Below are 26,970 nucleotides of genomic sequence, written 5' to 3'. Positions count from 1 at the left end.
GATAACTCGGTGATAGGAATTGCGCCCATGCCTGCATTCACAGCCCGATCGGCCTCAGCCGTCCAGACGGCGCGCCGCCTCCTGAATTTAATCATTGCGGTGGTTGCTCTGACGGCCGCCACCATTCTATTTGCAGCGCCCGCTTTGGCGCACGACGCAACGCCGACTGCGGCGAGGCCGCAAGGCTGGAGTTATCCATTCTCCTGTTGTTCTGGTTATGATTGCCGCGCGGTCTCGCAGACGTCGATCAGCGAGCGTCCGGAGGGTTATGTCATCAAGGGGACAGGCGAGGTCGTAGGCTACAGCGATGCACGGATCAAGAATTCGCCCGATGGCGAATATCACTGGTGCTCGGTCGCCGGCGCCAATGACGGAAAGACCATCTGCCTGTTCGTGCCACCGTCGTCGTTTTAATGCATGTCGCCCATAGGCTTGCTCCCAAAAGCTTGCTCCAAGGGGGCCATGGCCTGACCCGAGGGTGCGCAGCGGTTTTGGGATAGCGACATGCCTCAACGAGATTGAAGCGCGCCACGCGTCCGATGCAGGCAAGCGAGTCTGCTGACAGACAGTTGTCAACAGCGCCTCTTTATGTTGCCTTACCGCGCTGGCGGGAAGCAATCGTAAGGGAGGCGTAATGACCATAAAGGCAAGCTGCCACTGCAGGGCGACGACGTTCGAGGTTTCGCAAGCGCCGCTAACCGTGACGCAATGCACATGCTCCTTCTGCTCGAAACGCGGCTCGTTGTGGGCCTATTACATCCCTTCGCAATTCAAGCTCACCAGCCCGCTCAAGAATGTCTCTTTCTATCGATGGGGCTCAAAAACGGTAAAGCATGGTTTCTGCGCCACCTGCGGCTGCGGCACCTTCACCGAAACGCCGGACTGGTCGACCGGCAAGCCGGATTTCGACAATCCGAAAATCAGTGTGAATTCTCGCCTGTTCGACGATTTCGACCTCAATCAGGTCGAGGTCGTCGTCATCGACGGCAAGAATCTCTGGTAGCCGACAGTCTCAGCCAGCCGATTAGAATTGCGCAATAGAGCGGCCGTTGAATTGACCGGGAAAAGCCATAGCCAGCCGCTTTTCCCCTTCCATTTTTCGCCGCATTTCATGTTACAAGCATAAGAGCGACGTGCGTCCGCCTGGACGCACAAAAGTACGCTCTAAGACTTTGAATCTATGCATCGTGCTTTCCGAAAATCGATGATTTTCGGGCCGATGCAACGGAAGGGCTGATGCGGCGCGCCACTGGTGGGACCGCGGACTGGAGAGGGACTACCGAATGAAAAAGACTGTGCTCGTCGCCGTGGCGACGGCTGTGCTCGTGAGCGCCTGCACCACCACCGATCCGTATACCGGAGAGCAGAAAGTGTCCAACACTGCGGCCGGCGCCGGCATCGGCGCGCTGGCGGGTGCGGGGCTCGGCCTTCTTGCCGGTGGCAACGATCGCCGCAATGCGCTGATCGGCGCTGGCGTCGGCGCGCTGGCTGGCGGCGCCATCGGCGCCACGATGGACCAGAACGAGGCCGAATTGCGCCGGCAGCTTCAGGGTTCCGGCGTCAGCGTCACCCGCAGCGGCGACCAGATCATCCTCAACATGCCATCCGACATCACCTTCAACATCGACCAGGACGCGGTCAAGCCCGGCTTCTATCAAGTGCTGAATTCGGTCGCGCTTGTGCTGAACAAGTTCCGGCAGACCACGGTCGACGTGTTCGGCCACACCGACTCGAGCGGTGGCGACGAACACAATTTCGACCTGTCGCAGCGCCGCGCGCTGGCGGTCGCCAACTATCTATCCGGGCAGGGCGTCGATACCCGCCGCTTCGCCGTCACCGGCTTCGGCGAGTCGCGTCCGATCACTTCCAATTCGACGGCCGCCGGCCGCGCCCAGAACCGCCGCGTCGAAATCCAGCTTTCACCGCTCACCTGAGCAAGACACGCAAGAAGACCGCATTGCACATGAAAACGGCCCCGCAAGGGGGGCCGTTTTTACTGGTATTTGAGAATTTCTGCTGTGATTAGCCCTTGGCGACGATGCGCATGAACGCCGGCATGTCGTCTCCGAATCCGACGGTCGCGTCGTTGTCTTCCTGGCGATGGCGGGCCGGGCGATTGCCGTCGCGCTGCGGCCTGGTGTCGCCACGTTCCGGCGCGCGCTGTTCGTTGCGATGGCGATCGGGCGAAGCCTTGCGTTCGGGTGAAGCTTGGCGTTCGGGTGAAGCCTGGCGCTCGGTGTTTTCCGAGCGGATCGCTTCCTTGCGCGCGCGCCGCTCACCGGCATCGGCGACTGCGGTCTCGGCCGCCACTGGCTGTTCCTCGCGCGCCGCATCCGGTGCCGCAGCTTCGCTTTGCTTGGCGTGGCGCTCGCGTGGTCTACGTTCGCCCCTCTCCTTGCCATCGTCCTTGCGGCCGGCGCGGCGCGGGGCACCGCGGCCACGGCGGGGAGCATCGTCCTCTCCGCCCTCGCTGGCGACGACCGTCGACAGATCGCCGTCATGCCACTCGATCTTGTTGCCGATCAGCCGTTCGATCGCATCGATGTATTTGGTGTCGGACTTGGTGGCGATGGTGAAGGATTTGCCCGAGCGGCCGGCGCGGCCGGTGCGGCCGATGCGGTGGACATAGTCCTCGGCATGGATCGGCACGTCGTAATTGAAGACGTGGCTGACATCGGGGATGTCGAGGCCGCGCGCCGCGACGTCCGACGCAACGAGATAGCGCAGTTTGCCATCACGGAAATTGGCCAGCATCTGCATGCGCGCGCGCTGGTCCATGTCGCCATGCAGCGCGCCGGCGTCGAAATCATATTTCAGCAGCGAGCGGAAAAGCTCCGAGACCTCGATCTTGCGGTTGCAGAAGATGATGGCGTTCTTCAGCTCCGCATCCTCGGCCTTTATCAGATTGCGCAGCGTCTCGCGCTTGTCCCAGGGTTTCGAGCCGGATTTCACCAACCGCTGGATGATGTTGGTCGCGGCGGACGCGGCCTTCGAAACCTCGACGCGCACCGGCGCGTGCAGGAATTTCTCGGTGAGCTTGGTGATCTCAGGCGGCATCGTCGCCGAGAAGAACAGCGTCTGCCTGGTGAACGGGATCATCTCGCAGATGCGCTCGATGTCGGGAATGAAGCCCATGTCGAGCATGCGGTCGGCCTCATCGATGACCAGGATCTCGACGCCGTTGAGCAGAAGCTTTCCGCGCTCGCGATGATCGAGCAGGCGGCCTGGCGTCGCGATCAGCACGTCGGCGCCGCGCTCCAGCTTCTTGTCCTGCTCGTCGAAGGATACGCCGCCGATCAGCAGCGCGATGTTGAGCTTGTGGTTCTTGCCGTATCTGATGAAGTTCTCTTCGACCTGCGCGGCAAGCTCGCGCGTTGGCTCGAGGATCAGCGTGCGTGGCATGCGGGCGCGTGCCCGGCCTTTTTCGAGGCGGGTCAGCATCGGCAGCACGAACGAGGCCGTCTTGCCGGTGCCGGTCTGGGCGATGCCCAAAATATCCTTACCGAGCAAAGCGTGCGGAATGGCGCCGGCCTGGATCGGTGTCGGTTCGGTGTAACCGGCGTCGGTGACTGCGGAAAGGACCTTCGGCGACAGGCCGAGGTCTGCGAAGGTCAACACTGCTTGAGCGATCTGGGTGTTCGAGGACAAGTTTGGCTGTCTTTGGCTGGTTCGGGGGCGCAACGCAAGCGGTCGCGGCAAGCGCCGCGCGCCTGCAAGATTGGTATTGCAGGTAGGCGCAAGCCCACGATTTGTCAACACAAACAGGCGGGGGACGGCACGATTGTGAAGTCGTAAGCTTAATCGCGATGCTTAATCGAGCTGCTGTCGCTGCGCAGGCTCAATAGCGGAACTGTTCGGCGAGAATGCGCTCGTTCCACGAGTGGCTCGGATCGAACAGCAGCGTCGCCGTTACCGCTGGCGATTCTTGCACCGTAACCGAGGTTACGGCCTTCACCTCGGTGTGGTCGGCGGCGGCGTTCACCGGCCGCTTTTCCGGCTCCAGAATGTCGAAACGAACGGTCGCCTTGTTGGAGAGCAGCGCGCCGCGCCAGCGGCGCGGGCGGAACGGACTGACCGGGGTCAGCGCCAGCAGCGGCGCGTCGAGCGGCAGGATCGGTCCGTGCGCGGAGAGGTTGTAGGCGGTCGAGCCGGCCGGCGTCGCGACCATCACACCGTCGCAGTTCAATTCCTCCAGCCGCACTTGCCCGTCCACGGTGATGCGGATCTTGGCCGTCTGGTAGGACTGGCGCCACAGCGCAACCTCGTTGATTGCCAACGCCGAGATCGTTTCGCCCTCTGCCGTCACCGCCTGCATCTCCAGCGGACGAATCGTTTCGGCAACGGCCGCCGCGATGCGCCCGGTCAAACCGCTGGCGCGATATTCGTTCATCAGGAAGCCGATTGTGCCACGGTTCATGCCGTAGACCTTTTTTCCCGTGCTCATCGTGTCGCGCAAGGTCTGCAACAGGAAGCCGTCGCCGCCCAGCGCCACGACGATCTCTGCATCCTCGATGGACGCCTGGCCATAGCGCGCCGACAGGCTCTCCAGCGCCGCCTTGGCGTCGGCGGTGTCGGACGAGACGAAGGCGAAGCGGCTGGCGGCTTTGTTCATGGCTCCCAATGGCGATGTTGATGGCGACCGGTTGGTGGCGACCGGTGGCTAGGGCCGCGCCAGCGCCGGGTTAGCATGGGCGGGTAGATCTGCAAAGCGCGACATGTGGCGCCCCCAGTGGCGCCCTCGATACAGCGCCGGCAAGAGCCGCAGGTCTGGTGCTCGCGCATCGTGTCGAGTGACAAGCGAATGTGATGGTTAAGACGAGAATTAAGCTCTCGTAAAGCCGGATCGACCATGCTAGCCGGCAGTGGATGGGCGGCGTGGGGGCCAGCTAGTCGGACCGATCTATTGCCGGTAACACGCCTGATTTTCATCGTCTTTATGCTGGGAAGTTTTGCGCTTGCCTTTGCCCAACTGGTGCGCCAGTCGGAAGAGACGAGTTTGAGACCCCAACCGACGGCTTCACGCTGCGGCGATGCCGCCGGCACGCCGTGCCCGCAACGGGCGTTGTGAATTCGCCAGGCACTTTCCGCGATATCAGACGCGAAGCGCTTTAGCGCGCCTGCAGCAGATGGCAGCCGGCCTGCCGCTTTTGTGCGAGATACTCGTCGATAAGCTGGCGGTAGCGCACTTTGCCGAAGCTCGGGAAGTGCCCGCCATGCGCGACCGCAACATCGAGTTCGCGCATCCGCAGCAGCGTCTCGACATAGTCGTCGACAGCGGAATGATAGACATCGTCGATCAGCGGCCCGTCATAGACGATGTCGCCGGAAAGCAGGATGCCGGACTTTCTCTCGTAGAGCGCGATGCCGCCGGGTGAATGACCCGGCGTGTGGATCACCTCGAAGGCCCGGTCGCCGAGATCGACGAAATCGCCTTGTCCAAGCAAACGCTCGGCCGGCGCCGGCTGGATCCGGTAGCGCGTGGCATCCCAGCCCTGCGGCATGCCGTCGAACATTGCGTCGGTCGCGTAGCGGTCGGCGACCGTCCATTCATTGCGCGGATCGGCGAGGATTTCTGCTTCGGCCGCATGCACGCAGCGGTCCGGGAATTCGTGATGGCAGCCGATATGGTCGAAATGCGTGTGGCTGGCCACGCAAACGAGTTTTCGCTCCGTCACCAGCGGGACGTGGCGCCGCAGGCTGAAATGGCCGAGGCCGGTGTCGAACAGAAGATCGCGATCGCGGCCGCGCACATGCCAGATGTTGCAGCGGAAGAACGGCTTGATCCATGGCTCGTGGATCAGCGTCACGCCATCGCCCATACGGATGGCTTCGTACCAGTTCGGAGCGTCGATGACCGGAAGCATGGCCATGGCCTCAACTCGCCAAAAGGATGATGTCGCCAGCGTCGCACGAAACCGCAACGATGTCGCCCGGCTGGACGGCCGCAGCAGCGGGAACCCTGGCGATGAAGTGCAGCGCCGGGTCTTTCTCGGAGACAGCAAGCACGCGCTTGAAGCTGCCTTGAAACACAACGTCGGTCACCTTGGCCGTGCCGAACCCTACAGCGCCGCCGGCCGCGCCGAGGACAAGATGCTCCGGACGGACGGCGAGTGCGACAGTCGTCCCGGCCGGCAATGTGCCGGTCAGCAAAAGCGATCCGACCTGCGTAGCAACAGTGATTGTTCCGTCCTTCGCCGCCGTCACCGCTCCTGAAATCAGCGTGCTCTCACCCATGAAGGTTGCGGAAAAGCGCGTTGCCGGCCGCGCATAGACGCGCTCCGGCGGACCTTCGTCCTCGATGCGCCCGTCATTCATCACCACGCAATGGTCGGCCAGTGCCATCGCCTCTTCCTGGTCGTGGGTGACATGGATGAAGGCGGTGCCGACCCGCTTCTGGATCGCTTTCAACTCGTCCTGCATCTGCCGGCGCAATTTGAGGTCGAGCGCGCCGAGAGGTTCGTCGAGCAGCAGCACGGCCGGCTCGACGACAAGGGCGCGGGCCAGCGCGACGCGCTGCCGCTGGCCGCCGGAAAGCTGGTGCGGCTTCTTGTCGAAGGCGGTGGCCAGCCCGACCAGCGCCAGCGCCTCGCGCGCCCGCGCGGTCCGTGTCGCGGCATCGACGCCTTGCATGCGCAGGCCGAAGCCGACATTGCTGCCGACGCTCATATGCGGAAACAGCGCATAGTCCTGAAACACCGTCGTCGTCGGCCGCTTCGCCGGCGGCACGGCGGTGCAGTCCTCGCCGCGGATCAGCACCTTGCCTTGGCTCGGCGTGACGAAGCCGCCGAGAATGGACAAAAGCGTCGTCTTGCCTGAGCCCGACGGGCCGAGCAGGATGGTGTAGCTGCCCGGCTCGATCGTCAGCGAGACATTCTTCAGCACGGTATGCTGGCCGAAGCGGTGCGAGACAGAGCTTATATCGACCAGTGGCGCGGTCATGCCGGCTTCCTCCGCAACAGCATCAGTTCAAAAAACACCACCAGCACGATGGAGACGGCGAAGACCAGCGAGCCGACGGCGTTGGTCTTGGGATTGAGACCTGAGCGCAGCAGGTTCCAGATCTCGACCGGCAGCGTCGTGTCGAAGCGCGTCAGGAGGAACGAGATCACGAACTCGTCCCAGGAGAAGGTCATCGACAGGAAGAAACCGGCGAAGATCGCCGGCGCCATGACAGGCACGGTGATCAGCAGCAGCACCTTCCATTCGGGCGCACCGAGGTCGCGCGCGGCACGCTCGATATTGATCTGGTGGTCGCCCATCTGGCTGTAGATGATGGCAAAGCACAGCGGCAGGTTGATAACGACATGGCCGATGCCGGCGGCAAGCAGCGATTTTGGCACGCCGGCCCAGTTGAACAGCACCAGCAATCCCATGCCGATGATGAGATAGCTCACGGTCAGCGGCAGCGTGATCAGCCCGCGCAGCAGGGCCGAGCCCGGCAGCGCGAAACGCGCAAAACCCCAGGCAGAGAGGAATCCGAGCGTGACGGCGGCAGCCGAGGAGAGGGCCGCGACTAGAAGCGAATTGACCAGCGCCGAGGTCAGCCGCGTGTCGGCGAGCACGGCGTCGTACCAGCGCAGCGACGGCCCGGTGAAGGGCGGGATCGGAAACGACGTCGCCTGCAGCGAAAACAGCACCAGCACGACCACCGGCAGGAAGATGAAGCCATAGATGGCGACGGCGTAGAGCCAGGAGACGATGCGGACAAGGGCGCGCACGGTCAGGCCCGCTCGATCTTGAGCCAGCGGGCGCAGGCGAGATAGGCAATGGTGACAACCGCCATCAGGATGATCGACAGCGCCGAGGCGAGCGGAAAATCGCCGCGCCGGCCGATCTGCATCATCACCAGCTGCGGCATCAAAAGCTCGTTGTTGCCGCCGAGGATCTGCGGCGTGATGTAGTCGCCGATGCACAGCACGAAGGTGAGGAAGGCGCCGACCATGATGCCGGGCAAAGTCAGCGGCAGGACGACATGCAGGAACGTGCGCACCGGCCCGGCGCCGAGATCGGCGGCTGCCTTGCGGTAGCTCGGGCTGAGCTGCTTCAGATTGGCGAAGATCGTCAGCGTCAAAAGCATGACGAAGAAATGCACGAAGCCGGTGACCGTGGCCAGCCGTGTGTTGGCGAGCTGCAGCGGCTCGCTGAACAGGCCGGAGCCGGTCAGCGCGCGGTTGATCACGCCGTTCTGCGCCAGCACCAGCAGCCAGGAATAGGAGCGCACGACATAGGAAGTCCAGAACGGCAGCACCGCCAGCATCAGCGCCAGCCGCTGCCAGCGTTCCGGCACCTGTTCGGCCAGGATCCAGGCGAAGGGGTAGGCGAGCAGCACCGAAATCACTGTGACGATCGCTGTAACCTGCAGCGAATTCACCAACGCCTGCCAATAGGCCGGATTGGTGAAGAACTGGCTGTAGTTGGCGCGCGTAAAGCCGCCACCGTCATGCGCCGTCAGGCTGGAAAATCCCATCGCGACGAACGGCAGCACGAAGAACAGCAGCGTCCAGCCGAGCGCCGGCGTGACCAACGCCCAGGGCAGGGCACGCCCGCTGTTCGTGGCGGAGTTCACGACCGGCGACCGGTCACTGCGCCTGCAGCATTTCGGTCCAGACGTCCTGCATCTTCTTGTCGAGATCGGCGTCCGGCGCCGGGTAGGGCTGGGCACGGGCGAGGAAATCCGGCTGCTCGTCGAAGCGCAGGATCTTCTTCTGCTCATCGGTCAGAGCCGCCTTGGTATTCGCCGGCATGCCCCAATAGCAGGCAGAGGTGGCAAGCCGCGCCTGGCCTTCAGGGCTCATAATGTACTGGATGAATTTTAGCGCCGTGTCCTTGTTTTTGGAATCCTTGAACATAGCCAGCGACTGCGACCACAGCACAGCACCTTCTCTGGGGATCGAGAAATCGAGGGCAGGGTTCTCCTTGGCCAGCCCGGCCGTCACCCATTCGCCGCCGCCGACCAGAATGTCGACCTCGCCGGTCGCCAGCGCGGTCTGGCTGGCGGTCACTTCGCCGACCAGCTTGGCATTGGCCTTCATCTTGAGCAACTCTTGCTTGATGTCCGGAAGGTCGGCTTCGGTCAGCTCAGTGGTCTTCTTGCCGATCGCCAGCGCTGCCATGCCGATGACCGGCAGGTAATAGTCGTAGATGGCGATCTTGCCCTTGTATTTGTCGCCGGTCAGCGCGGCCAGCGACTGCATGTCGGCCGGATCGACCTTGGTCTTGTTGTAGCCGATGGTGTTGTAGCCGAATTTTTCGGTGATGCCGTAGCGCTTGCCGTCGACCACGGTGGAGCTGTCCATCTTCACCTGGGGAAAGAGGTCGGCCAGCGGCAGCTTGTCCTCCGGCAGCGGCTCGAACAGGCCTTTTTCGACGCCGCGCGGTATGTCGATGCTGTCGATCACCATGACGTCCCAGTCGCCGGGCTGCGACTGCTCGACAATGGCCATGCCGGCGCCGGTGCCTTCGAATTCCTTGACATTGACCTTGACGCCATTGGCCTCTTCGAAGGGCTGCAGCAGCGCCGGGTCGGCGTGATCGCACCAGATCAGAGCGTTGAGATCAGCAGCCTGAGCGAGGCTGCCCGTCGCCAGCAGCAGCGCTGTCGCAGCACACGCGGCGTGGAGGTGGCTCTTCAGAACGGAAATCGGCTTCCTGGTCGTTGGATGCGGGGCGTTTGGATTGATGGTCATCGAGTGTTCTCCCTTGCCTTTCTGGCTTCTGCCAAAAAATTGAACCAATTCTAAAATTGAGTCAATTCTGTTTTTATGGCAGATAGCCGTCATGAGCGGATTGCGGGCAAGGCAAAAGGCGGATCGGCATCGCCGCATCATCGAGGCGGCGGCGGCGCTTTTTCGCGACACCGGCTATGAAGGCGCCAAGATCGAGACGATAGCGGCGCAGGCGGAAGTCTCGGTCGGTACGATCTACAATTATTACCAGAACAAGGGCGACATCCTCGGCGCCATCGTCTCGATGGAGGTCCATGAGGTGCTCAATGCCGGGCAGGGCGTCGTCGCCAACCCGCCGGCCAATGTCGGCGATGCGCTCGACACGCTGCTCGGCATCTATATCGAGCATTCGCTGCATTATCTCAGCAAGGGGATGTGGCGGCAGGCGATGGCGATCTCGACGCAACTGCCCGACAGCCCGTTCGGCCAGGCTTACACAGCGCTCGACCGGGCGCTGACGGAGCAGATCCGCGCGCTGATCGCCCGGCTGCAGGCGATCGGCCTGGTCCGCCGGGATATCGACGGGCAGGCGCTCGGCGAACTGGTGTTCAACAACATGAACATGATGTTCATCGAGTTCGTGAAGCGCGACGAGGCGAGGATTGCCGAACTGCGCGCCGCGATACGAAGGCAGAACCGGATTCTGGTGGCGGCGATCGCGGTGTGAGGGCTCCCGATGGGATTTCTGGTGGCCCGGACGCCGCTAAGCCGCAATCGCGCAGGTTCAATTCCGCTGGTGGCGCGTGGAGCACTTCCGCTGTCGACCACATCGGCGGTGTTCTACCGAGCATGCCTGGGTGGCCGCGCACGTGGAAACGGCACGACGGTCAAGGGCGCCTTACGGAATTCCGCGATGGCTATTTCTTCAATCAGCGAGTCCAATGCCTCGCTGACGCGTTGGCTCGTTTCGTCCATGCCGCAGAGCCGGTTTTGGGCACACTCCAAGAGCTCGCGCGCTGCAGCGAAGTCGCTTCGCATGACACCACCCGTTGTTTAGCCCACCGCCCGGACATTGTCAGCGCGCTAAATTGAGCGATTGCTAATATACACATGGGCATTTTAATCGAATGGCATTAAATGGCCGGGAGCGGGAGATGCCGGTCCGCATCCCTGTTGCATCCATTGGTTCTGATGCGCCGGACCGGAGGCGGGGGCGCTTTGCTTTGCGAACGCGGGGATTACTGCTGATACGATCTTGGACGGCTTAGAAATTCTCTGGCGGCAGCAATCTGGCGTCGATGCTCGCGAAGGAAGGCCAGGTTGAAACAGATCGAAAAGGCCACTCCCGCAAGGGCTATCGTTGCTTGCGAGGTCGGATCGGGATCGGGAATCATCAGGAAGCGGAAACCGAACGCGAACGCGAGGGCAGCAAGACCACCATACATGCCACCAATTAAGGGGGCGATCGTGCGTTTCTGCTCCAACGGCGACTCCTCTGGTTTCCACTACGGAATACCTGTGGTTTCCACTACGGAATACCTTTGGTTCCACAAGGGGAATATCTGTGGTCCGCTAGCGAATATATGCATTGAAGCTGACGGGCTATGGCCCCGGCCTGTGGAAATCGGGGATGAGCACCGATCCCGGCAGGTTATCACAAGAAGCTGTATGCTGGTGCCCCGGACGGAATTCCTGATTGCCAGTAGCACGCGTCGATCGCCTCGTTTGCAGTCCGCTCAGGTGCTTTTGAGCGTTCCGTTCATTCCGTTCAAATCCGCCCTTGCTGACGCCGGACTGATCGGTCAGATAGACGATCCGAAGCACTTCTTACGGTGTCCTGGTGAGTGCGATCGCATCCGGGGTCGATGGAGCGATATTGGCCTTGTCCTCCAATCGGATGCCTTGGTCCTTGTCTTCCGGATCCATCAATCTTGTCACGGGCGTCGGAAACCGCATTGGCCGCGTTCCAGGCATCCTCGCCCATTCGGTAAAGCGACGATCGTGCCATCCCCATGTGGTAAGCCTCGACTGCCAGAATGCCCGCGGCGGCCGCCAGGCGCACTGATCCGCGTTGGCCGGCCGCCCTTCCGAAGGCGTCTGGGTTCAATAGCGATAGATGTAACGCGGCCTCCTGAAGCCGCGCTTGCACTTCACCTCTTCCTTGTATTCATCGCCTTCCCACTTGCGCTCAATCTTGCAATTGCCGCGCCGGAATTCTTTTTTGTTGCTGTAGCGTTCGCGCTTCCGCTCATAATCATCTTCGTCTTGGTAGCGGCCCTGCCATTTGCCATGACCGCTCTCGTCCTTCCACGGATCGGCAGCGGCCACGCTGATGCATCCGGCCATTGCAATGCCGGCCACGAGGGTAACGAGCATCTTCATAAGCGATCCTTCTTTGCAGGTCCCGCAACTGATTGAAACTCCGTCGAACGGCTTTCCGTTGCGTGGGCCGCTTTGCGGAGTGTGGACGGCCCTCAACGTTTTCATCAAGCCCGGAAGCGCATCCCGCCGGGCCCGATATCCGATGTCACAATCAGCCGCCGTTAGCAGGTGCTGCCGGAGCGGGTGCTGCCGGAGCAGGTGCGGCCGGTTCTGCCGGAGCGGGCGCGGCTGGGGCAGGTGCGCTCGGCTCAGCCGGAGCGGACGCAGCTGGCGCTTCGACGTTGGGCGCTTCGACCGTAGGCGCTTCAACCTTTACGTCGACGTCCTTTCCAGTGCCCCCGCCGTTGATGTTGATAACGCCGGTGAACAACAGTAGGATCACGATTGCGATAATTGCGAGAACGACGGCGACAGCGGTGCCGGCGCCATTTCCGCCTGAGTTAACAACGGTGGGACCGTCAGCCATGACTATCTCCTATTCTGAATTATCACTGGTCGGCAACGGGACCGGCGGGCACTTAGTTCCGGCGCCGGGCTATGGTCCATGACGCAGTAAGACTGAAGTCTGTGCGTTAAAGACAGAGGGCTGAGGCTGGCAACCAAGATCTTGGCAAAGGATTGGTATTTGGCCGCCGAGCAAAGTCCCTTCATCGGCGGTTCGGGCTGCCCGCTGTATACTCGTCGGCGGGCACCCGATGTGGCACCCTAACGGCGGAAAGAACTGTGACCATTATCCAGAGCAAACAGAATGTCGATGCGGTCGCAAGCCGACCCGCCAATGACAATCAAGCTCCTGACCCAACAGATTGGTCGGTGGTTGATCTTGTTTCGTCGAGCGACGACGACGTCGTTGCAATCGTCAGGCGAACAGAGCGCCTGGCCCTGGCCGTGATCATAGTAATGGCGATCTTCCTGATCTTTGCACCGGTATTCTTCATTGCCCTGATGTATGGGATCTAGAGGTCCCGATTATCCCTCGTCCCACAAACCCTGCAACGATGCGTGGCGAAGGTCTTCCTCGCCCCTTAGATGCTTTACGCGGGCTTTGATGCCCGGCTTGACCCACTGCGTTGCTGGCAGCTTTGGCATGTCCTTGGGCGGTGGCCCGGCGCGTTCCTGGACACGCTTCCACAGCCGCTCCCGCATCTCGCGATTGACGCTGACGAAGGCACTGCCGACATATTTGCGGCTCGCCGGCTCGGCCATCAGAGCGAAGGCTGGCTTGCCCCGCTCGCGTTCAACTCCGAGAAGTTCAAACTCGCTTTCGGTGAGGGATTTTGTTTTCAGCCAATTGGTAGTCGGCCCGCTGCGGTATTTGCTGTCTCGACGCTTCGATACCATCCGTTCCAGGCCGGCCGCGTCGATCAGATGATAGATCGCATTAGCCTCGCCTGGCATTGTCTCGCTGAACTGGATGCGGCTGTCGGACCCTATAAGGCCGGCCAGGATTTCCCGCCGATCCTCAAGCGCCATGTCGCGCAAGTCGTGGCCATTGAGATGCAGCAGATCGAACGCGACGAAATAGAGGTCGTGCTGGCGCCTGGTGATTGCCTTGCGCAGCGCGGCAAAATCCGAAAGGCCAGCGTCATTCAAGACGACGACTTCGCCATCGATGATGGCATTCTCGACGTCCAGCGTATTGGCCGCCGCCGCGAGATCGCGGTACTTCGATGTCCAGTCTAGTCCGCGGCGAGTGAAGATCCGCACACCGTCGGCGTAGATGATGATCTGGGAGCGGTAGCCGTCGAATTTGGCTTCATGCATCCAGTCATCGCCTTGGGGCGGCTTGGCTACCAAGGTCGGCATCATCGGAGGAATGAACTCAAGCCGGCCGCCGGCACTCACTCGTTTAGCCACCAAATTGACTCTAGGCTCATCCGATTTGACAGCCAGGGGAACGGAACGTGACCATTTTACTAAATTAGCAATGATGCATGAGAGGCTTATGTTAGAACTAGCCGGCGTACCGCCCCAAACCCCCGCCGGTTAGGCCCGGCGGTCGGTTGCCTACTCCGCAGCGGCTGTCGGGCCGACCATCTCAGCGAGGAAGCATGCAAGCCCAAGATAGCATCCGCAACGCCTGGGCCGCCCTCAAACTGGTTCGCATGGCGATCGAACAGACCTGCCCCGCTGGCGTGTTGCCGAGCGAAGAAGCTGTCTTGCTGCTCTATGGTCCCGAGCCGGTCTATGAGGGCGAAGCGCTGGCCAAAGCCATCATTGAGACCGTCGGAAGGCTGAGCCGCTGAACGTCAGACGGCTCGCCCATGCCCGGGCACCTCGCGACTAGCGTTTCCGAACCAGAAAGCGGGCTTCTCGCATAAGCGACGCCCAATTGTAGCCTAGGTGAGCGAGTTGACCGACCACGAGGATGTCGCTTCAGACGCGCTGGACTGGATTGTGCGTCTCCAATCAGGATACCCTGCGCTACCCACGCGAAGCAGCAGTGAGCCCGTGACCGAACGTCAGAATGACTTAGGCGGCACGTAGAGGCAGATCGTAATGTCAGGGTTGCGAGATGGGAATTCACGATGCCGGCCTGCCGTTACTTTTTGGGCATGGCACCAATGAAAACGCATGTCGTGCGACTGACGCACCCTGCCGTCCGCGTAACGCAGCAATTCGCCTGACGGCACCTTGAAGCCCTTGCTTGTTTCGCGAACGGCACCGTCTGCCATCGGCTCGCAATGCTCGTCATGGCAGCACTGTTTTTCGTACCAGTCATCATGTGCCGATGCCAAAGGAGTTCCGAAAGCGCAGGCTGCGGCGATGCTAGCGCCCAACCCGAATGCGCAGCCGCGCCCCCTAAATGGCCAGATCATGAATTACATTAGGCTTATCTGATATGACGGCGCAAGCGCTGCGGGAGCGGGCGCTTCGGCTTGGGTCTTGGGCGAAGGAAACTAATTCGGCTCACTCTCGCGTCATCGTGCATTAGCACGCGCTTGTATTTCGCCCGAAGCAGGATCATCATGCAAGCTGTCAGGTGGGTTTGAAGGGGTAGAGCGTTATGGAATTCGCAAGTTGTTATGTGCAGGACGGGACTGTTCTCGCGTCCTCGATCTTCCTTACCGTCACGGCTGCCTTCATGGTTTTGGCCGCATTCGCCGCTAGACGGTTGATTGCAATGTCAGGCTCGAGTTCTGTCGAACAGCTTCAGACCGCGTAAGCCACGCCGCAAAGCTGGACTCTCCTCCGCAATGGACGCATTCTCTCTTCGGGAGAGAGGGCGTGGGCAAAGACCACCGTTATCAAGGCGCCAATCAGGCTGACCGCTGGCGAAAGCGCGCCGGTAGAAGAATGCCGTCACGGCGGATGCCGCGACCGCTCTCGGGGCTAATCGTTCTAGGCGTTGGTGCGCTTGCAAGACCTGGAGGGCTTGCCGGAAGCGGACAGGGGAGCGGTGGAGCAGATACGGATAAGCTACCTGCGGGAAGCGCTGAGGCTCCGTCATGGCGCGACCCTTCTCTGGCGGGCGGCTGCAAATGGGCGTCCAGCGACGATCTAAGTGTATATTGAAGTGTGTAAAGCGCCAATCTGGAAATCCCTAACCGATTGATTTTATGTCGATTTTCCAGATTAACTGGTGCCCCCGGACGGAATCGAACCGCCGACCTTCGGTTTACAAAACCGCTGCTCTACCAGCTGAGCTACAAGGGCACGGCGCTCCGGTTAGCATATTTGGTGCGCCAGTAAAGACAAAACTCCGTTTTGAGCGCGCCGGAGGAGCCGGCGCAGGCATCCTGAAAACGGCCAATTGGCTTCCTATATCGTTCGAAGGTGCAATCGCATGGGCGAAGGTATCGCATGATCAGACTTGTCGTCATTGCCCTGATCGTCGTCGTGGCCTGGTTTCTCCTGGTGAAGCTCATCAAGGTTTTGAAGAGCGCCAACGTCAACTGGACCGGCATCACCACCATCATCGGCTTCATCGCGCTCGCCTTCTGGCTGCGCCATATTACCGGCATGGGCTGAGGCCTCCCGCCGGCGGACTGCCGACCGGTGCTCCTCGCCGGCCGTAATTGCGCGCCTGACGGCAAAACCCTGTTCAGACCGCAGCTTTGCACTTTCGAAAAATTCAAAAAACCATCGAACCTTTTTCCCTGCCGCAACGACTGATGGTCAAGAGGCGGATGGATCGGCTCTCACAACGCAGCAGGGAGATCGTCATGTTCAAGCGCACCATCGTTTCCGGCCTCATCGCCACCACTGTCGCCGCCGCCATGCTGGCCGGCTCCGTTCAGCCTTCGGCCGCCCATCACAAGCACCATCACAACAAGCATCTTGGCATCGGCATCGCCGCCGGCGTCGGCGGCTTCCTGCTCGGCAGCGCGCTGGCCCAGCCGCGCACCGTCTACATCGATGAGAACGGCGGCTCATGGCACGTCCGGCGCTGCCTCAACCGCTATCAGAGCTACGATCCGTACTCCGATACCTATGTCGGCTACGACGGCTATCGCCACTATTGCCGGCTTTGAGGGGAGGTGAACCGTTTCAGGCAAGGGAAAAAGGGGCACCCACTGCCCCTTTTCAGCTGTCTGGTTTGCAAAATTGAACCCGGCACCGCAACCGGTTCCAGCGAGGGATGTACAGGGATTTTTCGACAGCTTAGTCTGGCGTGAAGGCACCAGAGGGAGAGGGACGCTTGGACGAGCACGAACCCAAGGAAGAGCAGATTGAGACGGATTTCCGCAACGGCAGATCACCACCGTCGGCATTCTACTGGCTTTCTCGCTGGGCTTCATCACGCATTGGGCCGCCAACCCGCTCCCTTGGGAAATCTATCACCTCGCAGCCGTCGTGCCGATTTTGATAGGCATTGCCTTGCAGATACGAGCGCTGCGGTTGCTGCTCGACACAACGTCTCTACAGCGACGCGTCTATGAACGCGCCACCCGCATCTTCATCGCCGGCCTCATCTTCACCGCCTGCGGAGTTGGGCTGGCGATGCTGCTTGATTTCTACGACCTATCGACCAAGAGCGCGGTGCCCGGGGCCTAGCTCATCCTGACAGATGTCGCACCATTCGGCGCCGGTCAGCGCTGCCATGCGCTCGACGCCTATTTTCACCGCTGCATTGGTTGCGCCGGCCGCTGGCACGACCTGATCGTAGGCGCGCAGCGATACGTCGCAATAGACCGGCAACGGCGAGGCGAGGCCGAAGGGGCAGACGCCGCCAATCGGATGGCCAGTGATTTCGGCCACCTGCTCGGCATCGAGCATGCGCGGCTTGCCGCCGAATGCATCGCGCGATTTGCGATTGTCGATGCGCGCGTCGCCGCGGGCGACGACCAGCATGACCCGGTCACCGACGCGCAGGCAGATGGTCTTGGCGATCTGCCCCGGCTCGACGCCGTGCGCCTCGGCCGCGAGCGCGACGGTCGCCGAGCTTGTCGGCGTTTCGATCACCTCGATGTCGGGGGCATATTCGGCGAAGAAGGCTTTGACGGATTGGAGGCTCATGCGTCTTTCGGGCGTCGGCTGGCGGAAGGTGGACGCAAACTTGGCCGTAGCCGGGCGGCTGTCAAGGTGAGCGCGCAGCGCCAATCTCGAAGAGTGAACCCGGTTCGGCGGCGCGGCTTGGTGAAGAAGGGGGCGGCAGACCACCAATCATCCTGGTTATTTCCGTTGCGGCTTCGCGCACCAGGGGGCCGATCTCGGCCAGCCGCTCCGGCGTCACCCGCACTGTCGGTCCCGAAACCGACACGCCGCCAATCGGCTCGCCGAACTCGTTGAAGATGGCCGCGGCAACGCAGCGCATGCCGGGGTGCCGTTCCTCGTCGTCGACTGACCAGCCGCGCAGCTTGATCGTCACCAGATCACGGGCCACCGCCGAGACGTCGGACAGCGTCTTTTCGGTGAAGCGCTCCAGCCCGGTCCGGCGCAGGACGGCGCCGACGCGCTGCGGCTCGAGATGCGCCAGCACCGCCTTGCCGATGCCCGATGCATGGAAGGAGCTGCGCGTGCCCGGCCGGAAGAAGGCGCGGATCGCCTGATGCGTCTCGACCTGGCTGACGAAGACGACGCAATCGTCCTCGGCGACGCCGAGATTGGCGGTCTCGCCGGTCTTCTCCATCAATTCCTGCATGACGATGCGGGCGCGGTCGACCAGCTTGCGGCGGCGCAGGAACGCCGCGCCCATGCGATAGGTCTCGACGCCGATCGACCACAGCTGGTCGGTGCTGTCGAACTCGACCACGCCGTGGTTTTCCAGCGTCGTCAGCATGCGGTAGGCGGTGGAGGCGGGGAGGCCGCTCTGCGCGGCGATCTCGCTCAGCGACAGACCGCTGCCGTCGGCGACGATGGCGAGGATGCGCAGCGCCCGGTCGAGCGACTGCACCGAAGCGGCGTCGGACGGACCGTGGAAGGCACGCGGCCGCCCGCGCTGGCGTTTTTCGGTGGTTTCCATGGCGGCATTCTTGCCGATTTCGCCAAACGGGCAATGAAAAAGTTTTTCACTAATTTGCCAAGGCAGTTTTATGGAAAACGGAAAACACAATGAAATCAGAATGTAGTTGCCGGTTCTTCGAAATGAAAAAATATTTTGAAAAAATTGAAAAATAGCCGGCGCGCTGCCATTCTCGGCCCTCAACAATTCCGTGGAGGCTAACATGGCCAGGATGCGCGCAGTCGACGCAGCGGTTCTCGTTCTCGAAAAGGAAGGCATTTCCTGCGCGTTTGGCGTGCCGGGTGCGGCGATCAACCCGTTTTATTCGGCGCTGAAGGCGAGGCGCACCATCCGCCACATTCTCGCACGCCATGTCGAGGCGGCCTCGCACATGGCCGAAGGCTATACCCGCGCCAAGTCAGACAATATCGGCCTGTGCGTCGGCACTTCCGGCCCGGCCGGCACCGACATGATCACCGGCCTCTATTCCGCCGCGGCCGATTCCATCCCGATCCTCTGCATCACCGGCCAGGCGCCACGGGCGCGTCTCAGCAAGGAGGATTTCCAGGCCGTCGACATCGCCGCCATCGCCGCGCCGGTCGCCAAATGGGCGGTCACCGTGATGGAACCCTATCTCGTGCCGATGGCACTGCAGAAGGCGTTCCACCTGATGCGCTCGTCGCGGCCGGGGCCGGTTCTCATCGATCTGCCGGTCGACGTGCAGCTGGCCGAGATCGAGTTCGACATCGATGCCTATGAGCCGCTGGTGCCGTTCAAGCCGGCAATGTCGCGCGGCCAGGCGGAGAAAGCGCTGAAAATGCTCAACGCGGCGGAAAAGCCTGTCATCGTTGCGGGCGGCGGCATCATCAATGCGGATGCCTCGGATCTGCTGATCGAGTTCGCCGAAGTCACCGGCGTGCCCGTGATCCCGACGCTGATGGGCTGGGGCGCGATCCCCGACGACCACCGGCTGATGGCCGGCATGTGCGGGCTGCAGACATCGCATCGCTACGGCAACGCAACCATGCTCGAGGCCGACTTCGTCTTCGGCATCGGCAACCGCTGGGCCAACCGCCACACCGGCTCCGTCGATGTCTACACCAGGGGAAAAAAATTCATCCATGTTGACATCGAGCCTACTCAAATAGGCCGCGTCTTCGCGCCGGATCTCGGTGTTGTCTCGGATGCCGGTGCGGCGCTGAAAATGCTGCTCGACGTCGCCACCGAGTGGAAAACGCTGGGAAACTGCGCGACTGGTCGGGTTGGACCAGAGAATGCCAGGGCCGCAAGAAGACGATGAAGCGCAAGACGCATTTCGACCAGGTGCCGCTGAAGCCGCAGCGCGTCTATGAGGAGATGAACAAGGCATTCGGCCGCGACACCACCTATGTCACCACGATCGGGCTTTCACAGATCGCCGGCGCGCAATTCCTGCATGTCTACAAGCCGCGCAACTGGATCAATTGCGGCCAGGCCGGCCCGCTCGGCTGGACGCTGCCGGCAGCACTTGGCGTTCGCGCCGCCGACCCGCAGCGCAACATCGTGGCGCTGTCCGGCGACTATGATTTCCAGTTCATGATCGAGGAGCTGGCGGCCGGCGCGCAGCACAGATTGCCCTATATCCATGTCGTCGTGAACAATGCCTATCTCGGCCTGATCCGCCAGGCGCAGCGCGGCTTTTCGATGGATTTCGAGGTCAGCCTCGCCTTCGAGAACGTCAACCGGAAAGACGATCCCGAGGCTGGCTATGGCGTCGACCATGTCGCTGTCGCCGAGGCGATGGGCTGCAAGGCGCTCCGGGTGCGCAGGCCGGAGGAATTCGCCGGCGCCTTCAGGCAGGCGCAGCGCCTGATGAAGGAGCACCAGGTTCCCGTCGTGCTGGAATTCATTCTCGAGCGCGTCACCAACATTTCGATGGGCACCGAGATCGACAAGATCACCGAATTCGAGGAGCTTGCCGAGAGCCATGAAGACGCGCCGACGGCGATCGTGATGCTCGATTAGATCATAAGGACCTGCTGCCATGCCGCGGTTTTCGGCCAACCTTTCGATGCTCTTTGGCGAGCATGAATTCCTCGACCGCTTCGAGGCCGCCGCCCGCGCCGGCTTTAGGGGTGTCGAATATATCGGCCCTTATGATCATGCGCCGGAGGCGGTTGCGGCGAGGTTGAAGAAGAGCAGCCTGACCCAGGTTCTATTCAACCTGCCGGCCGGCGACTGGGTCAAGGGCGAGCGCGGCATTGCGGTGTTGCCGAATCGCGTTCCGGAATTCCGGCAAGGCGTCGCCAAGGCGATCACCTACGCGCATGCGCTGGGTTGCGAACAGGTCAACTGCCTCGCCGGCATCGCGCCGCGAGGCGTCGAGCGTTCAGTGCTGGAAGATGTCTTCGCCGAAAACCTGGCTTTCGCCGCCGAGAAGCTGGAGCAGGCCGGCATCAGACTGCTGATCGAGCCAATCAACACCCGCGATATTCCCGGCTTCTTCCTCAACTATTCGGACCAGGCCCTGGCGCTCATCGACCGCGTCGGCTCGAAGAACCTGTTCCTGCAATACGACATCTATCACATGCAGATCATGGAGGGGGATCTCGCCCGCACCATCGAGGCCAACCTCGGCCGCATTGCGCATATCCAGCTTGCGGACAATCCCGGCCGTCATGAGCCGGGGACGGGCGAGATCAATTTTCCTTTTCTGTACAGCCACATCGACGGTATCGGCTATACCGGTTGGATCGGGGCGGAATACAAGCCGAAGGCTGGCACGGAAACCGGGCTGGGCTGGTTCCGGGAGTTTGCCGGGCAGGCGGCGGCGTAGGGGTCAAGGATTATTGAAGTCGAGTTCCCTCGCGCCCCCTCTGGCCTGCCGGCAGGCCAGAGGGGGGCGCGAGGGAACGCGGCCTCAACAACGAAAACACCAGGGAGACAGAAATGGACACCATCGGCTTCATCGGCCTCGGCATCATGGGCGCGCCGATGGCGGGGCATCTGCTCGACGCGGGCTATCAAGTCGTCGCCAGCCACCATCGGTCGAAACCGCCGGCCGATCTTGTCGCCAAGGGTTTGAAGACCGTCTCCGGCCATCACGCCGTGGCGAAAACGGCCGACGTCATCATCACCATGGTTCCCGACACGCCTGAGGTGGCCGACGTGCTGTTCGGCGACAACGGTGTCGCCTCGGGCCTGACCGCGGGCAAGCTGGTCATTGATATGAGCTCGATCTCGCCGATCGAGACCAAGGAATTCGCCACAAAAATCAATGCGCTCGGCTGCGACTATCTCGATGCGCCGGTGTCGGGCGGCGAGGTCGGCGCCAAGGCCGCATCGCTGACCATCATGGTCGGCGGCGAGGAAAAAATCTTCGAGCGCGCCAGGCCGGTGTTCGAAAAAATGGGCAAGAACATCACGCTGGTCGGCCCGAACGGCGTCGGCCAGACCACCAAGGTCGCCAACCAGATCGTCGTCGCGCTGACCATTGAAGCAGTCGCGGAAGCGCTTGTTTTTGCATCGAAAGCCGGCGCCGATCCGGCCAAGGTGAGACAAGCGCTGATGGGCGGGCTGGCGGCCTCGCGCATCCTCGAAGTGCATGGCGAGCGCATGATCAAGCGCAGCTTCGCGCCGGGTTTTCGCATCGAACTACACCAGAAGGATCTTAATCTCGCGCTGGAAGGGGCGAAAGCGCTCGGCGTGGCACTACCCAACACCTCGACGACGCAGCAATTGTTCAACTCCTGCGCGGCCAATGACGGCGCCAAGGAGGATCATTCGGCGCTGGTCAGGGCGCTGGAGCGAATGGCGGGACATCAAGTGAGGGAGTAGGGCAGTAGGGCAGTAGGGCAGTAAGGCAGTAAGGCAGTAAGGCAGTAAGGCAGTAAGGGAAGGCGGATGCGGCTCGCAGCAGGTCGTGTGCTGAGAGTTCTGCAAATTCGCTGAGAGGGGGCGGTCATGGCAGGCTGGTGATGTTCAACGTCACCTGATTCCCGCGAAGGAACGCCACCATGACCAAGACTGAAAGTAAGACCGCCAGCGCCGCCGTCAAAGACATTCTGCTTTCGGACCCGCAAGGTCTGCACGAAGTGATCCGTGCGGTGATGCAGGAGGTGCTCGAGGCCGAGATGGACGAGGCGCTTGGTGCTTCGAAGGGCGAGCGCACACCGGATCGGCTCGGCTACCGCTCGGGTTATTGTGGCCGCACTCTTGTCACCCGTGTCGGCAAGCTTGAGCTGCGGGTTCCGCAGGACCGGCCGGCCGCTTCTCCACCGAGCTGTTCGAGCGTTACCAGCGTTCGGAGCGGGCCTTGGTGGCGACGCTTGCGGAGATGTATGTGCAGGGCGTTTCGACCCGCAAGGTCAAGGCGATCACGGAAGAGCTGTGCGGCCATGCCTTCTCGGCCTCATCGATCTCGGCCATCAACAAACGCCTGGACGAGAGCCTGAAAGCGTTTGCCGAGCGCCCGCTTCAAGAGCCGTTTGCCTACCTCATCCTCGATGCCCGCTACGAGAAGGTGCGCGAAGCCGGCATCGTCATGAGCCAGGCGGTGCTGATCGCGGTTGGCATCGACTGGGACGGCCGGCGTCAGATCCTGGCCGTGGAGATGGCCAATCGCGAGAGCCGCTCGGCCTGGAGGGACTTTCTCGTCGGCTTGAAGGCGCGCGGCCTCAAGGGCGTCGAGCTGGTCGTGTCCGACGATCATGCCGGCCTGGTCGCGGCGATCGGCGAGGTGATCCCGGAAGCGGCATGGCAGCGCTGCTACGTGCACTTCCTCAGGAACGCGCTCGATCACCTGCCGCGCAAGCACGGCGACGATTGCCTGCAGGAACTCAGATGGCTTTACGACCGGCGCGATCTCGCCGAGGCCAAGGCCGATCTCGCCGCATGGCTTTCCAAATGGTCGGCCCGCTACCCACGACTGACGACATGGGGGGAGGAAACTATCGAATACACGCTGACCTTCTTCCGTCTGCCGCGCCAGCACCACAAGCACTTGAAGTCCACCAACATGCTCGAACGCCTCAACGAGGAAATCCGCCGCCGCACCTATGTCGTGCGCATCTTTCCAAACTCACAGAGCTGCCTGCGCCTGGTCAGGGCACTGGCCGTCGAAACCAACGAAAACTGGATGGAGGCCAACCGCTACATCAACATGGACGACCTGCGCGAGCACAAGAAGCTCGCTCTGCGCCAAGCCGCATGACCAGCACCAGGGCCGCCCTTTTGCAGAACTTGACGCACACAACCTCGCAGCAAGTGCTATACTCCCCAACTCCCCTACTCCCTACCCTAAGAACTTCCTCGCCGCATAAAGGCTCACCGCCGCGGCGTTCGACACGTTCAGCGAACGGATGGCGCCGGGCATGTTGAGGCGGGCGAGCGTCGTCACCGTTTCGCGGGTCTTCTGGCGCAGGCCCTTGCCTTCGGCGCCCAGCACCAATGCGATCTTTTCTCCCGAAAAACTCTTTTCGAGTTCCGCCGGTCCGTCCGAATCGAGGCCGATGGTCTGGAACCCGGCCTCGTGCAGCTGGCCGAGCGCGTCGGCAAGGTTCTTTACCTCGATCTGGTCGATATGCTCCAGCGCGCCGGAGGCCGACTTCGCCAGCACGCCGGATTCATGCGGGCTGTGGCGCGCCGTGGTGATCAGCGCGCCGGCGCCGAAGGCGACCGCCGAGCGCAGGATCGCGCCGACATTGTGCGGGTCGGTAACCTGGTCGAGCACCAGCACCAGCGTTGTATCGCCGAGCGCATCGAGGCGCTTCGGTTTTAGCGGCTCGGCTTCGATCAGCACGCCCTGATGCACGGCATCGGAGCCGGTGACCTTGTCGATGTCTTTCGGTTCGACCATCTCTGTCTCAAAGGGCAGGGCGGCGAGGTCGGCAATCGCCAGCCGCTCGGCGGCGTTGCGCGTCACCAGCATCTTCTTGATCCGCCGGCGCGGATTGTCGAGTGCCGCCCGCACCGTGTGCAGGCCGTAAAGCCGCACCAGGCCGTCCGCGGCTGTCTCTCCTGGCGGCACCGGCTGGCGCGGCCTGAACGCCGGCGCGCCGCCGCTTTTCTCGTCGCGATGCGCACGCCGCAGCTTGGCGTAGTGGGTGTCTTTCGGGGTCTTGGGCTTGTTATCGTTGCTCATGGCCGGTTCTATAGCCGTGTCGTCTGTCTATGGATACAGCCGGATACCCCGCTCGGCGGGTCGTCAAGAAATTCAGCGCGTTTTGCCGGGATGTTGCGGTTGACAGTTTTGGGCGCTGCCGCCATAAGGCGCTTCGCGAAGGGCTGCTCACGCGGTCGCGACGCGTCGATACCTCGTTGCATGGCTCCGGCGGCAGACTGGAGAGGTGCCCGAGTGGTTAAAGGGGACGGACTGTAAATCCGTTGGCTATGCCTACGTTGGTTCAAATCCAACCCTCTCCACCACTGCCGGCCCGGAAGCCCTGAAACGCAAAGCATCGGACCGAAAAGTGCATAGCGGTTTTCGGGCGAGAGGCGCGGGTATAGCTCAGTGGTAGAGCAGCAGCCTTCCAAGCTGAATATGCGGGTTCGATTCCCGCTACCCGCTCCAAGCATGCTGTTGAAGTCATTATCGAAAATAACTTCCTTGAAAATGCGCCGTGTCACTGCGTGTCATTGTCTGTGGCGGTTTTGTAGTGCCTTGCCGGCAATGCCGTCAGCCACATCGCCAGGTCTTCAGTCGGCACCTCCGGCGACATGCTCTTCATATTGAGGCAGGTCGTCGGCGATCGTGAACCACTTCGCCTTGGAGCCGACAAAGATGTGCTGCGTCGGACGGATGGCCGGCTCGTCGACGAGGGTTCCCATGGTGACGTGGACGAAGGCGCCGTCGCTTACGACCGAATAGAGCAATGAGCCGCAGGTCTTGCAGTGCGCGTCGTGGCCGGTCTCCTCGCCAAAGATCAGGACGTTGTCCTCCCCCTTGGTCAGGCTCAATCTCTCACGCTCGATGCCGGCAAACGGCTTGAAGGCCGAACCGGTGGTGCGCCGGCAGTTCGAGCAGTGGCAGTTGGCGGCGTAGATGAACTCGTCGGCCACCGCGTATTGCACGGCGCCGCACAGGCATTTTCCGGCAAGCATGCGGTTGCCGGCATTCTCCTGGCTTGTCACAGGTTTCTCCATTTTTTGCGGCAGCGGCCAAGTTGAAATTTGTGGTGTAACTGTTGCTTGGTCACCACAGCCCAAATTATGCGACGACGGTCAGCCGGCGCAGGCGCTCGTCGAGCGACACGATGGTCAGCCCGCTGGCCACCACCAGCAGGATACCGCCGATCGCCAGCGCGTTCGGCAATTGCTGGAACACCACCAGGCCGGAAATGACCGCCCAGACGGTGAAGCAGTAATAGAACGGCGCCACGACGCCGGTTGGTCCGGCGCGATAGGCCATGAAGATGAAGAAATGGCCGAAGATCAGGAACAATCCTGCCCCGGCCATCAGCAGCAAATGATGTGTCTCGGGCATCACCCAACGCTCCGACATCAGATGCGCAACGCCTGAGCCAAACAACACCACCACCACCGCGGAAATTGCAACGATCATGCCAGGCACGTCGGCAGTAACCCGCCGCCCGGCCAGATCGCGCGCGGCGGCGAACGCCGCATTGCCGAGCGCCAGCAAGGCGTAGACCGAGATGCCCTGCATGGTCGGCTGCGCCACCATCACCGCGCCGATGAAGCCGAGCCCGATCAGCGCCATGCGCAAGCCGCCGATGCGTTCGCCGAACAGGACAGAGGATCCAATCAGCATGAGCAGGGGCGTGATCTGCCCCAGGGCGGTCGAATCGGCGATCTGCATGTTGGCGAGCGACACCACGTAGCAAAGGATTGCCGCCAACTCGAGCAGGTTTCTTTGCAACACTCTCCTGTCGAGGATCAGCGGGATCTGCTTGGCGTATCCCAGCGCAAACAGCAACGGGATGCCCCACAGCGTTGCTGCCGTCCCGCGCAGAAACAGCACTTCATAAGGCGGCAGCCCCGCCGTGGCGAGCTTCAACATGGTGTCGTTGGCGACATAGGACCCGGTCGACAGGATCATGAACAGCGGGCCGCGGATGGCGATCGGAATGAAATGCATCGGATCAGGAAATCAGACCGGCGTCACACCGGCAATGGGCCAGATCCGGCTGTAAATCCGGCAGGCGGACAGGCGGGAGCGGCGATATCCGTCCGCTGAATGCCGGTAGCCGCGGAACCTATCTTCGGCCATTCCATTTCTTCTTGTTCATTCCTATATCCGCGCGACATCCCCGAAAACCGGATCATGGGTTCAGACCGGGTGAGAAAGCGCCCGGCCACAAGACACTTGTGTTTTTCGGCCGCAGTCGCTAATCGCCCCGCATTCGACCGAACTGAAGGTCCAGGCCGTCCAAGGAAAGAGACTATGGCAAAAGGTAAATTTGAGCGTACAAAGCCTCATGTGAACATCGGCACGATTGGCCATGTCGATCATGGCAAGACGTCGCTGACGGCGGCGATCACCAAGTATTTTGGCGAATACAAGCGCTACGACCAGATCGATGCGGCGCCCGAGGAGAAGGC

Annotated in this window: 28 protein-coding genes, 3 tRNA genes and 4 pseudogenes; 16 read left to right on the top strand and 19 right to left on the bottom strand. The window is 61.8% G+C overall.

The window, feature by feature from the left end; genetic code table 11:
• The first annotated feature begins 27 nt into the window (after positions 1-27).
• From NMG70_RS14485 to NMG70_RS14475, 3 genes are all read left to right on the top strand, one after another.
• Positions 28-414 (top strand): hypothetical protein, encoded by a 387-nt coding sequence (locus NMG70_RS14485; RefSeq protein ID WP_254025162.1) that lies wholly within the window; start codon positions 28-30, stop codon positions 412-414.
• Between the two features lie 220 nt (positions 415-634).
• Positions 635-1,003: a GFA family protein gene (locus NMG70_RS14480; protein ID WP_254025161.1), complete on the top strand. Its 369-nt coding sequence runs from the start codon at positions 635-637 to the stop codon at positions 1,001-1,003.
• Positions 1,004-1,283: 280 nt separating this feature from the next.
• Positions 1,284-1,934 (top strand): YiaD family glycine zipper/OmpA-like lipoprotein, encoded by a 651-nt coding sequence (locus tag NMG70_RS14475; RefSeq protein WP_254025160.1) that lies wholly within the window; start codon positions 1,284-1,286, stop codon positions 1,932-1,934.
• A gap of 88 nt (positions 1,935-2,022) precedes the next feature.
• Here NMG70_RS14475 and NMG70_RS14470 read toward each other — a convergent pair whose 3' ends face one another.
• The 7 genes from NMG70_RS14470 to NMG70_RS14440 form a co-directional block, all read right to left on the bottom strand.
• Entirely contained in the window at positions 2,023-3,648 is a 1,626-nt protein-coding gene (locus NMG70_RS14470; RefSeq protein ID WP_254025159.1) for a DEAD/DEAH box helicase, read from the bottom strand.
• A 190-nt stretch (positions 3,649-3,838) separates the two neighbouring features.
• Positions 3,839-4,612: an NAD kinase gene (locus NMG70_RS14465; RefSeq protein WP_254025158.1), complete on the bottom strand. Its 774-nt coding sequence runs from the start codon at positions 4,610-4,612 to the stop codon at positions 3,839-3,841.
• 496 nt (positions 4,613-5,108) lie between these two features.
• On the bottom strand, positions 5,109-5,870 hold the full coding sequence (locus NMG70_RS14460) for an MBL fold metallo-hydrolase (protein WP_254025157.1): 762 nt from the start codon (positions 5,868-5,870) through the stop codon (positions 5,109-5,111).
• A 4-nt stretch (positions 5,871-5,874) separates the two neighbouring features.
• The gene (locus tag NMG70_RS14455; RefSeq protein WP_254025156.1) at positions 5,875-6,939 is read right to left on the bottom strand and encodes an ABC transporter ATP-binding protein; all 1,065 of its coding nucleotides are present in this window, start codon (positions 6,937-6,939) and stop codon (positions 5,875-5,877) included.
• On the bottom strand, positions 6,936-7,718 hold the full coding sequence (locus tag NMG70_RS14450; RefSeq protein WP_254025155.1) for an ABC transporter permease: 783 nt from the start codon (positions 7,716-7,718) through the stop codon (positions 6,936-6,938). The genes NMG70_RS14455 and NMG70_RS14450 overlap by 4 nt, the downstream gene beginning before the upstream one ends.
• Positions 7,719-7,720: 2 nt before the next feature.
• Positions 7,721-8,566 carry an ABC transporter permease gene (locus NMG70_RS14445; protein ID WP_254025154.1) on the bottom strand — a complete coding sequence of 282 codons (846 nt, stop codon included), beginning with the start codon at positions 8,564-8,566 and terminating at the stop codon, positions 7,721-7,723.
• Between the two features lie 13 nt (positions 8,567-8,579).
• Entirely contained in the window at positions 8,580-9,686 is a 1,107-nt protein-coding gene (locus tag NMG70_RS14440; protein ID WP_254025153.1) for a polyamine ABC transporter substrate-binding protein, read from the bottom strand.
• A gap of 91 nt (positions 9,687-9,777) precedes the next feature.
• On the opposite strand from NMG70_RS14440, the gene NMG70_RS14435 reads away from it, so the two are divergent.
• Positions 9,778-10,392 carry a TetR/AcrR family transcriptional regulator gene (locus tag NMG70_RS14435; RefSeq protein WP_254025152.1) on the top strand — a complete coding sequence of 205 codons (615 nt, stop codon included), beginning with the start codon at positions 9,778-9,780 and terminating at the stop codon, positions 10,390-10,392.
• Between the two features lie 511 nt (positions 10,393-10,903).
• On the opposite strand, the gene NMG70_RS14425 is transcribed toward NMG70_RS14435, so the two are convergent.
• From NMG70_RS14425 to NMG70_RS14410, 4 genes and pseudogenes are all read right to left on the bottom strand, one after another.
• The gene (locus NMG70_RS14425; RefSeq protein WP_254025151.1) at positions 10,904-11,149 is read right to left on the bottom strand and encodes a hypothetical protein; all 246 of its coding nucleotides are present in this window, start codon (positions 11,147-11,149) and stop codon (positions 10,904-10,906) included.
• A 252-nt stretch (positions 11,150-11,401) separates the two neighbouring features.
• Positions 11,402-11,721, bottom strand: a pseudogene (locus NMG70_RS14420) (ferritin-like domain-containing protein); the annotation flags it as partial.
• Positions 11,722-11,768: 47 nt separating this feature from the next.
• Positions 11,769-12,047 carry a hypothetical protein gene (locus NMG70_RS14415; RefSeq protein ID WP_254025150.1) on the bottom strand — a complete coding sequence of 93 codons (279 nt, stop codon included), beginning with the start codon at positions 12,045-12,047 and terminating at the stop codon, positions 11,769-11,771.
• Between the two features lie 151 nt (positions 12,048-12,198).
• On the bottom strand, positions 12,199-12,513 hold the full coding sequence (locus NMG70_RS14410; RefSeq protein WP_236393095.1) for a hypothetical protein: 315 nt from the start codon (positions 12,511-12,513) through the stop codon (positions 12,199-12,201).
• Between the two features lie 257 nt (positions 12,514-12,770).
• Here NMG70_RS14410 and NMG70_RS14405 point away from each other — a divergent pair, with 257 nt between their 5' ends.
• Positions 12,771-13,007, top strand: coding sequence for a hypothetical protein (locus NMG70_RS14405; RefSeq protein ID WP_254025149.1), 237 nt, complete (start codon positions 12,771-12,773; stop codon positions 13,005-13,007).
• A 9-nt stretch (positions 13,008-13,016) separates the two neighbouring features.
• Here the strand turns inward: NMG70_RS14405 and NMG70_RS14400 are convergent, their stop codons facing one another.
• Positions 13,017-13,856, bottom strand: coding sequence for an ATP-dependent DNA ligase (locus NMG70_RS14400; RefSeq protein ID WP_436798389.1), 840 nt, complete (start codon positions 13,854-13,856; stop codon positions 13,017-13,019).
• 242 nt (positions 13,857-14,098) lie between these two features.
• On the opposite strand from NMG70_RS14400, the gene NMG70_RS14395 reads away from it, so the two are divergent.
• Positions 14,099-14,293, top strand: a complete 195-nt coding sequence (locus NMG70_RS14395; protein WP_254025148.1) for a hypothetical protein — start codon at positions 14,099-14,101, stop codon at positions 14,291-14,293.
• A gap of 216 nt (positions 14,294-14,509) precedes the next feature.
• Here the strand turns inward: NMG70_RS14395 and NMG70_RS14390 are convergent, their stop codons facing one another.
• Entirely contained in the window at positions 14,510-14,785 is a 276-nt protein-coding gene (locus NMG70_RS14390; RefSeq protein ID WP_254025147.1) for a hypothetical protein, read from the bottom strand.
• A gap of 843 nt (positions 14,786-15,628) precedes the next feature.
• Positions 15,629-15,704 (bottom strand) — tRNA-Thr (locus tag NMG70_RS14385).
• Between the two features lie 147 nt (positions 15,705-15,851).
• Between NMG70_RS14385 and NMG70_RS14380 the strand changes: the two genes are divergently transcribed.
• The 3 genes from NMG70_RS14380 (at position 15,852) to NMG70_RS14370 (ending at position 17,045) form a co-directional block, all read left to right on the top strand.
• Positions 15,852-16,019, top strand: coding sequence for a hypothetical protein (locus NMG70_RS14380; protein WP_254025146.1), 168 nt, complete (start codon positions 15,852-15,854; stop codon positions 16,017-16,019).
• A 194-nt stretch (positions 16,020-16,213) separates the two neighbouring features.
• Positions 16,214-16,522 carry a BA14K family protein gene (locus NMG70_RS14375; RefSeq protein ID WP_254025145.1) on the top strand — a complete coding sequence of 103 codons (309 nt, stop codon included), beginning with the start codon at positions 16,214-16,216 and terminating at the stop codon, positions 16,520-16,522.
• Positions 16,523-16,844: 322 nt separating this feature from the next.
• Positions 16,845-17,045, top strand: coding sequence for a hypothetical protein (locus tag NMG70_RS14370; protein WP_254025144.1), 201 nt, complete (start codon positions 16,845-16,847; stop codon positions 17,043-17,045).
• Here NMG70_RS14370 and NMG70_RS14365 read toward each other — a convergent pair.
• Both NMG70_RS14365 and bhcR read right to left on the bottom strand, forming a co-directional pair.
• Entirely contained in the window at positions 17,013-17,507 is a 495-nt protein-coding gene (locus tag NMG70_RS14365) for a YbaK/EbsC family protein (RefSeq protein WP_091591224.1), read from the bottom strand. The two genes, NMG70_RS14370 and NMG70_RS14365, sit on opposite strands and share 33 nt — an antisense overlap.
• Before the next feature lie 61 nt (positions 17,508-17,568).
• Positions 17,569-18,453 (bottom strand): HTH-type transcriptional regulator BhcR, encoded by an 885-nt coding sequence (gene bhcR / locus NMG70_RS14360; RefSeq protein WP_254025143.1) that lies wholly within the window; start codon positions 18,451-18,453, stop codon positions 17,569-17,571.
• Positions 18,454-18,655: 202 nt separating this feature from the next.
• Here bhcR and gcl point away from each other — a divergent pair.
• From gcl to NMG70_RS14340, 4 genes and pseudogenes are all read left to right on the top strand, one after another.
• A pseudogene (gcl, locus tag NMG70_RS14355) lies at positions 18,656-20,436 on the top strand (glyoxylate carboligase).
• A gap of 19 nt (positions 20,437-20,455) precedes the next feature.
• The gene (otnI, locus tag NMG70_RS14350; protein WP_254025142.1) at positions 20,456-21,247 is read left to right on the top strand and encodes a 2-oxo-tetronate isomerase; all 792 of its coding nucleotides are present in this window, start codon (positions 20,456-20,458) and stop codon (positions 21,245-21,247) included.
• Positions 21,248-21,348: 101 nt separating this feature from the next.
• Positions 21,349-22,248, top strand: a pseudogene (locus NMG70_RS14345) (2-hydroxy-3-oxopropionate reductase); the annotation flags it as partial.
• A 179-nt stretch (positions 22,249-22,427) separates the two neighbouring features.
• Positions 22,428-23,623, top strand: a pseudogene (locus tag NMG70_RS14340) (IS256 family transposase).
• Between the two features lie 81 nt (positions 23,624-23,704).
• Here the strand turns inward: NMG70_RS14340 and NMG70_RS14335 are convergent.
• Positions 23,705-24,553: a TrmH family RNA methyltransferase gene (locus NMG70_RS14335; protein ID WP_254025140.1), complete on the bottom strand. Its 849-nt coding sequence runs from the start codon at positions 24,551-24,553 to the stop codon at positions 23,705-23,707.
• A 199-nt stretch (positions 24,554-24,752) separates the two neighbouring features.
• Between NMG70_RS14335 and NMG70_RS14330 the strand changes: the two genes are divergently transcribed.
• Positions 24,753-24,837: transfer RNA gene (locus NMG70_RS14330), tRNA-Tyr, on the top strand.
• Positions 24,838-24,908: 71 nt separating this feature from the next.
• A tRNA-Gly gene (locus tag NMG70_RS14325) sits at positions 24,909-24,982 on the top strand.
• 125 nt (positions 24,983-25,107) lie between these two features.
• Here the strand turns inward: NMG70_RS14325 and NMG70_RS14320 are convergent.
• On the bottom strand, positions 25,108-25,554 hold the full coding sequence (locus NMG70_RS14320) for a GFA family protein (RefSeq protein WP_254025139.1): 447 nt from the start codon (positions 25,552-25,554) through the stop codon (positions 25,108-25,110).
• Positions 25,555-25,618: 64 nt separating this feature from the next.
• A complete protein-coding gene (locus tag NMG70_RS14315; RefSeq protein ID WP_254025138.1) occupies positions 25,619-26,506 on the bottom strand; it encodes a DMT family transporter in 888 nt (295 codons plus the stop codon).
• Between the two features lie 306 nt (positions 26,507-26,812).
• On the opposite strand from NMG70_RS14315, the gene NMG70_RS14310 reads away from it, so the two are divergent.
• Positions 26,813-26,970 (top strand): GTP-binding protein (locus NMG70_RS14310; RefSeq protein ID WP_254025198.1); only part of this gene is annotated, 158 nt, incomplete at its 3' end.

The organism is Mesorhizobium ventifaucium, assembly GCF_935822925.1.
GTDB classification, from domain to species: domain Bacteria; phylum Pseudomonadota; class Alphaproteobacteria; order Rhizobiales; family Rhizobiaceae; genus Mesorhizobium; species Mesorhizobium ventifaucium.
The sequence above is the reverse complement of the archived record's forward strand: the minus strand, read 5'-3'. Positions and strand labels throughout refer to the sequence as shown.

What these genes read in the sequence shown, in the direction of transcription:
- NMG70_RS14460 (WP_254025157.1), bottom strand. Translation starts at nt 5,870, where the DNA reads ATGGCCATGCTTCCGGTCATCGACGCTCCGAACTGGTACGAAGCCATC.
- NMG70_RS14455 (WP_254025156.1), bottom strand. Translation starts at nt 6,939, where the DNA reads ATGACCGCGCCACTGGTCGATATAAGCTCTGTCTCGCACCGCTTCGGC.
- NMG70_RS14400 (WP_436798389.1), bottom strand. Translation starts at nt 13,856, where the DNA reads ATGATGCCGACCTTGGTAGCCAAGCCGCCCCAAGGCGATGACTGGATG.
- NMG70_RS14335 (WP_254025140.1), bottom strand. Translation starts at nt 24,553, where the DNA reads ATGAGCAACGATAACAAGCCCAAGACCCCGAAAGACACCCACTACGCC.
- NMG70_RS14320 (WP_254025139.1), bottom strand. Translation starts at nt 25,554, where the DNA reads ATGGAGAAACCTGTGACAAGCCAGGAGAATGCCGGCAACCGCATGCTT.
- bhcR (WP_254025143.1), bottom strand. Translation starts at nt 18,453, where the DNA reads ATGGAAACCACCGAAAAACGCCAGCGCGGGCGGCCGCGTGCCTTCCAC.
- NMG70_RS14480 (WP_254025161.1), top strand. Translation starts at nt 635, where the DNA reads ATGACCATAAAGGCAAGCTGCCACTGCAGGGCGACGACGTTCGAGGTT.
- NMG70_RS14435 (WP_254025152.1), top strand. Translation starts at nt 9,778, where the DNA reads ATGAGCGGATTGCGGGCAAGGCAAAAGGCGGATCGGCATCGCCGCATC.
- NMG70_RS14440 (WP_254025153.1), bottom strand. Translation starts at nt 9,686, where the DNA reads ATGACCATCAATCCAAACGCCCCGCATCCAACGACCAGGAAGCCGATT.
- NMG70_RS14395 (WP_254025148.1), top strand. Translation starts at nt 14,099, where the DNA reads ATGCAAGCCCAAGATAGCATCCGCAACGCCTGGGCCGCCCTCAAACTG.
- NMG70_RS14475 (WP_254025160.1), top strand. Translation starts at nt 1,284, where the DNA reads ATGAAAAAGACTGTGCTCGTCGCCGTGGCGACGGCTGTGCTCGTGAGC.
- NMG70_RS14410 (WP_236393095.1), bottom strand. Translation starts at nt 12,513, where the DNA reads ATGGCTGACGGTCCCACCGTTGTTAACTCAGGCGGAAATGGCGCCGGC.
- NMG70_RS14315 (WP_254025138.1), bottom strand. Translation starts at nt 26,506, where the DNA reads ATGCATTTCATTCCGATCGCCATCCGCGGCCCGCTGTTCATGATCCTG.
- NMG70_RS14415 (WP_254025150.1), bottom strand. Translation starts at nt 12,047, where the DNA reads ATGAAGATGCTCGTTACCCTCGTGGCCGGCATTGCAATGGCCGGATGC.
- NMG70_RS14375 (WP_254025145.1), top strand. Translation starts at nt 16,214, where the DNA reads ATGTTCAAGCGCACCATCGTTTCCGGCCTCATCGCCACCACTGTCGCC.
- NMG70_RS14380 (WP_254025146.1), top strand. Translation starts at nt 15,852, where the DNA reads ATGATCAGACTTGTCGTCATTGCCCTGATCGTCGTCGTGGCCTGGTTT.
- NMG70_RS14465 (WP_254025158.1), bottom strand. Translation starts at nt 4,612, where the DNA reads ATGAACAAAGCCGCCAGCCGCTTCGCCTTCGTCTCGTCCGACACCGCC.
- otnI (WP_254025142.1), top strand. Translation starts at nt 20,456, where the DNA reads ATGCCGCGGTTTTCGGCCAACCTTTCGATGCTCTTTGGCGAGCATGAA.
- NMG70_RS14365 (WP_091591224.1), bottom strand. Translation starts at nt 17,507, where the DNA reads ATGAGCCTCCAATCCGTCAAAGCCTTCTTCGCCGAATATGCCCCCGAC.
- NMG70_RS14485 (WP_254025162.1), top strand. Translation starts at nt 28, where the DNA reads ATGCCTGCATTCACAGCCCGATCGGCCTCAGCCGTCCAGACGGCGCGC.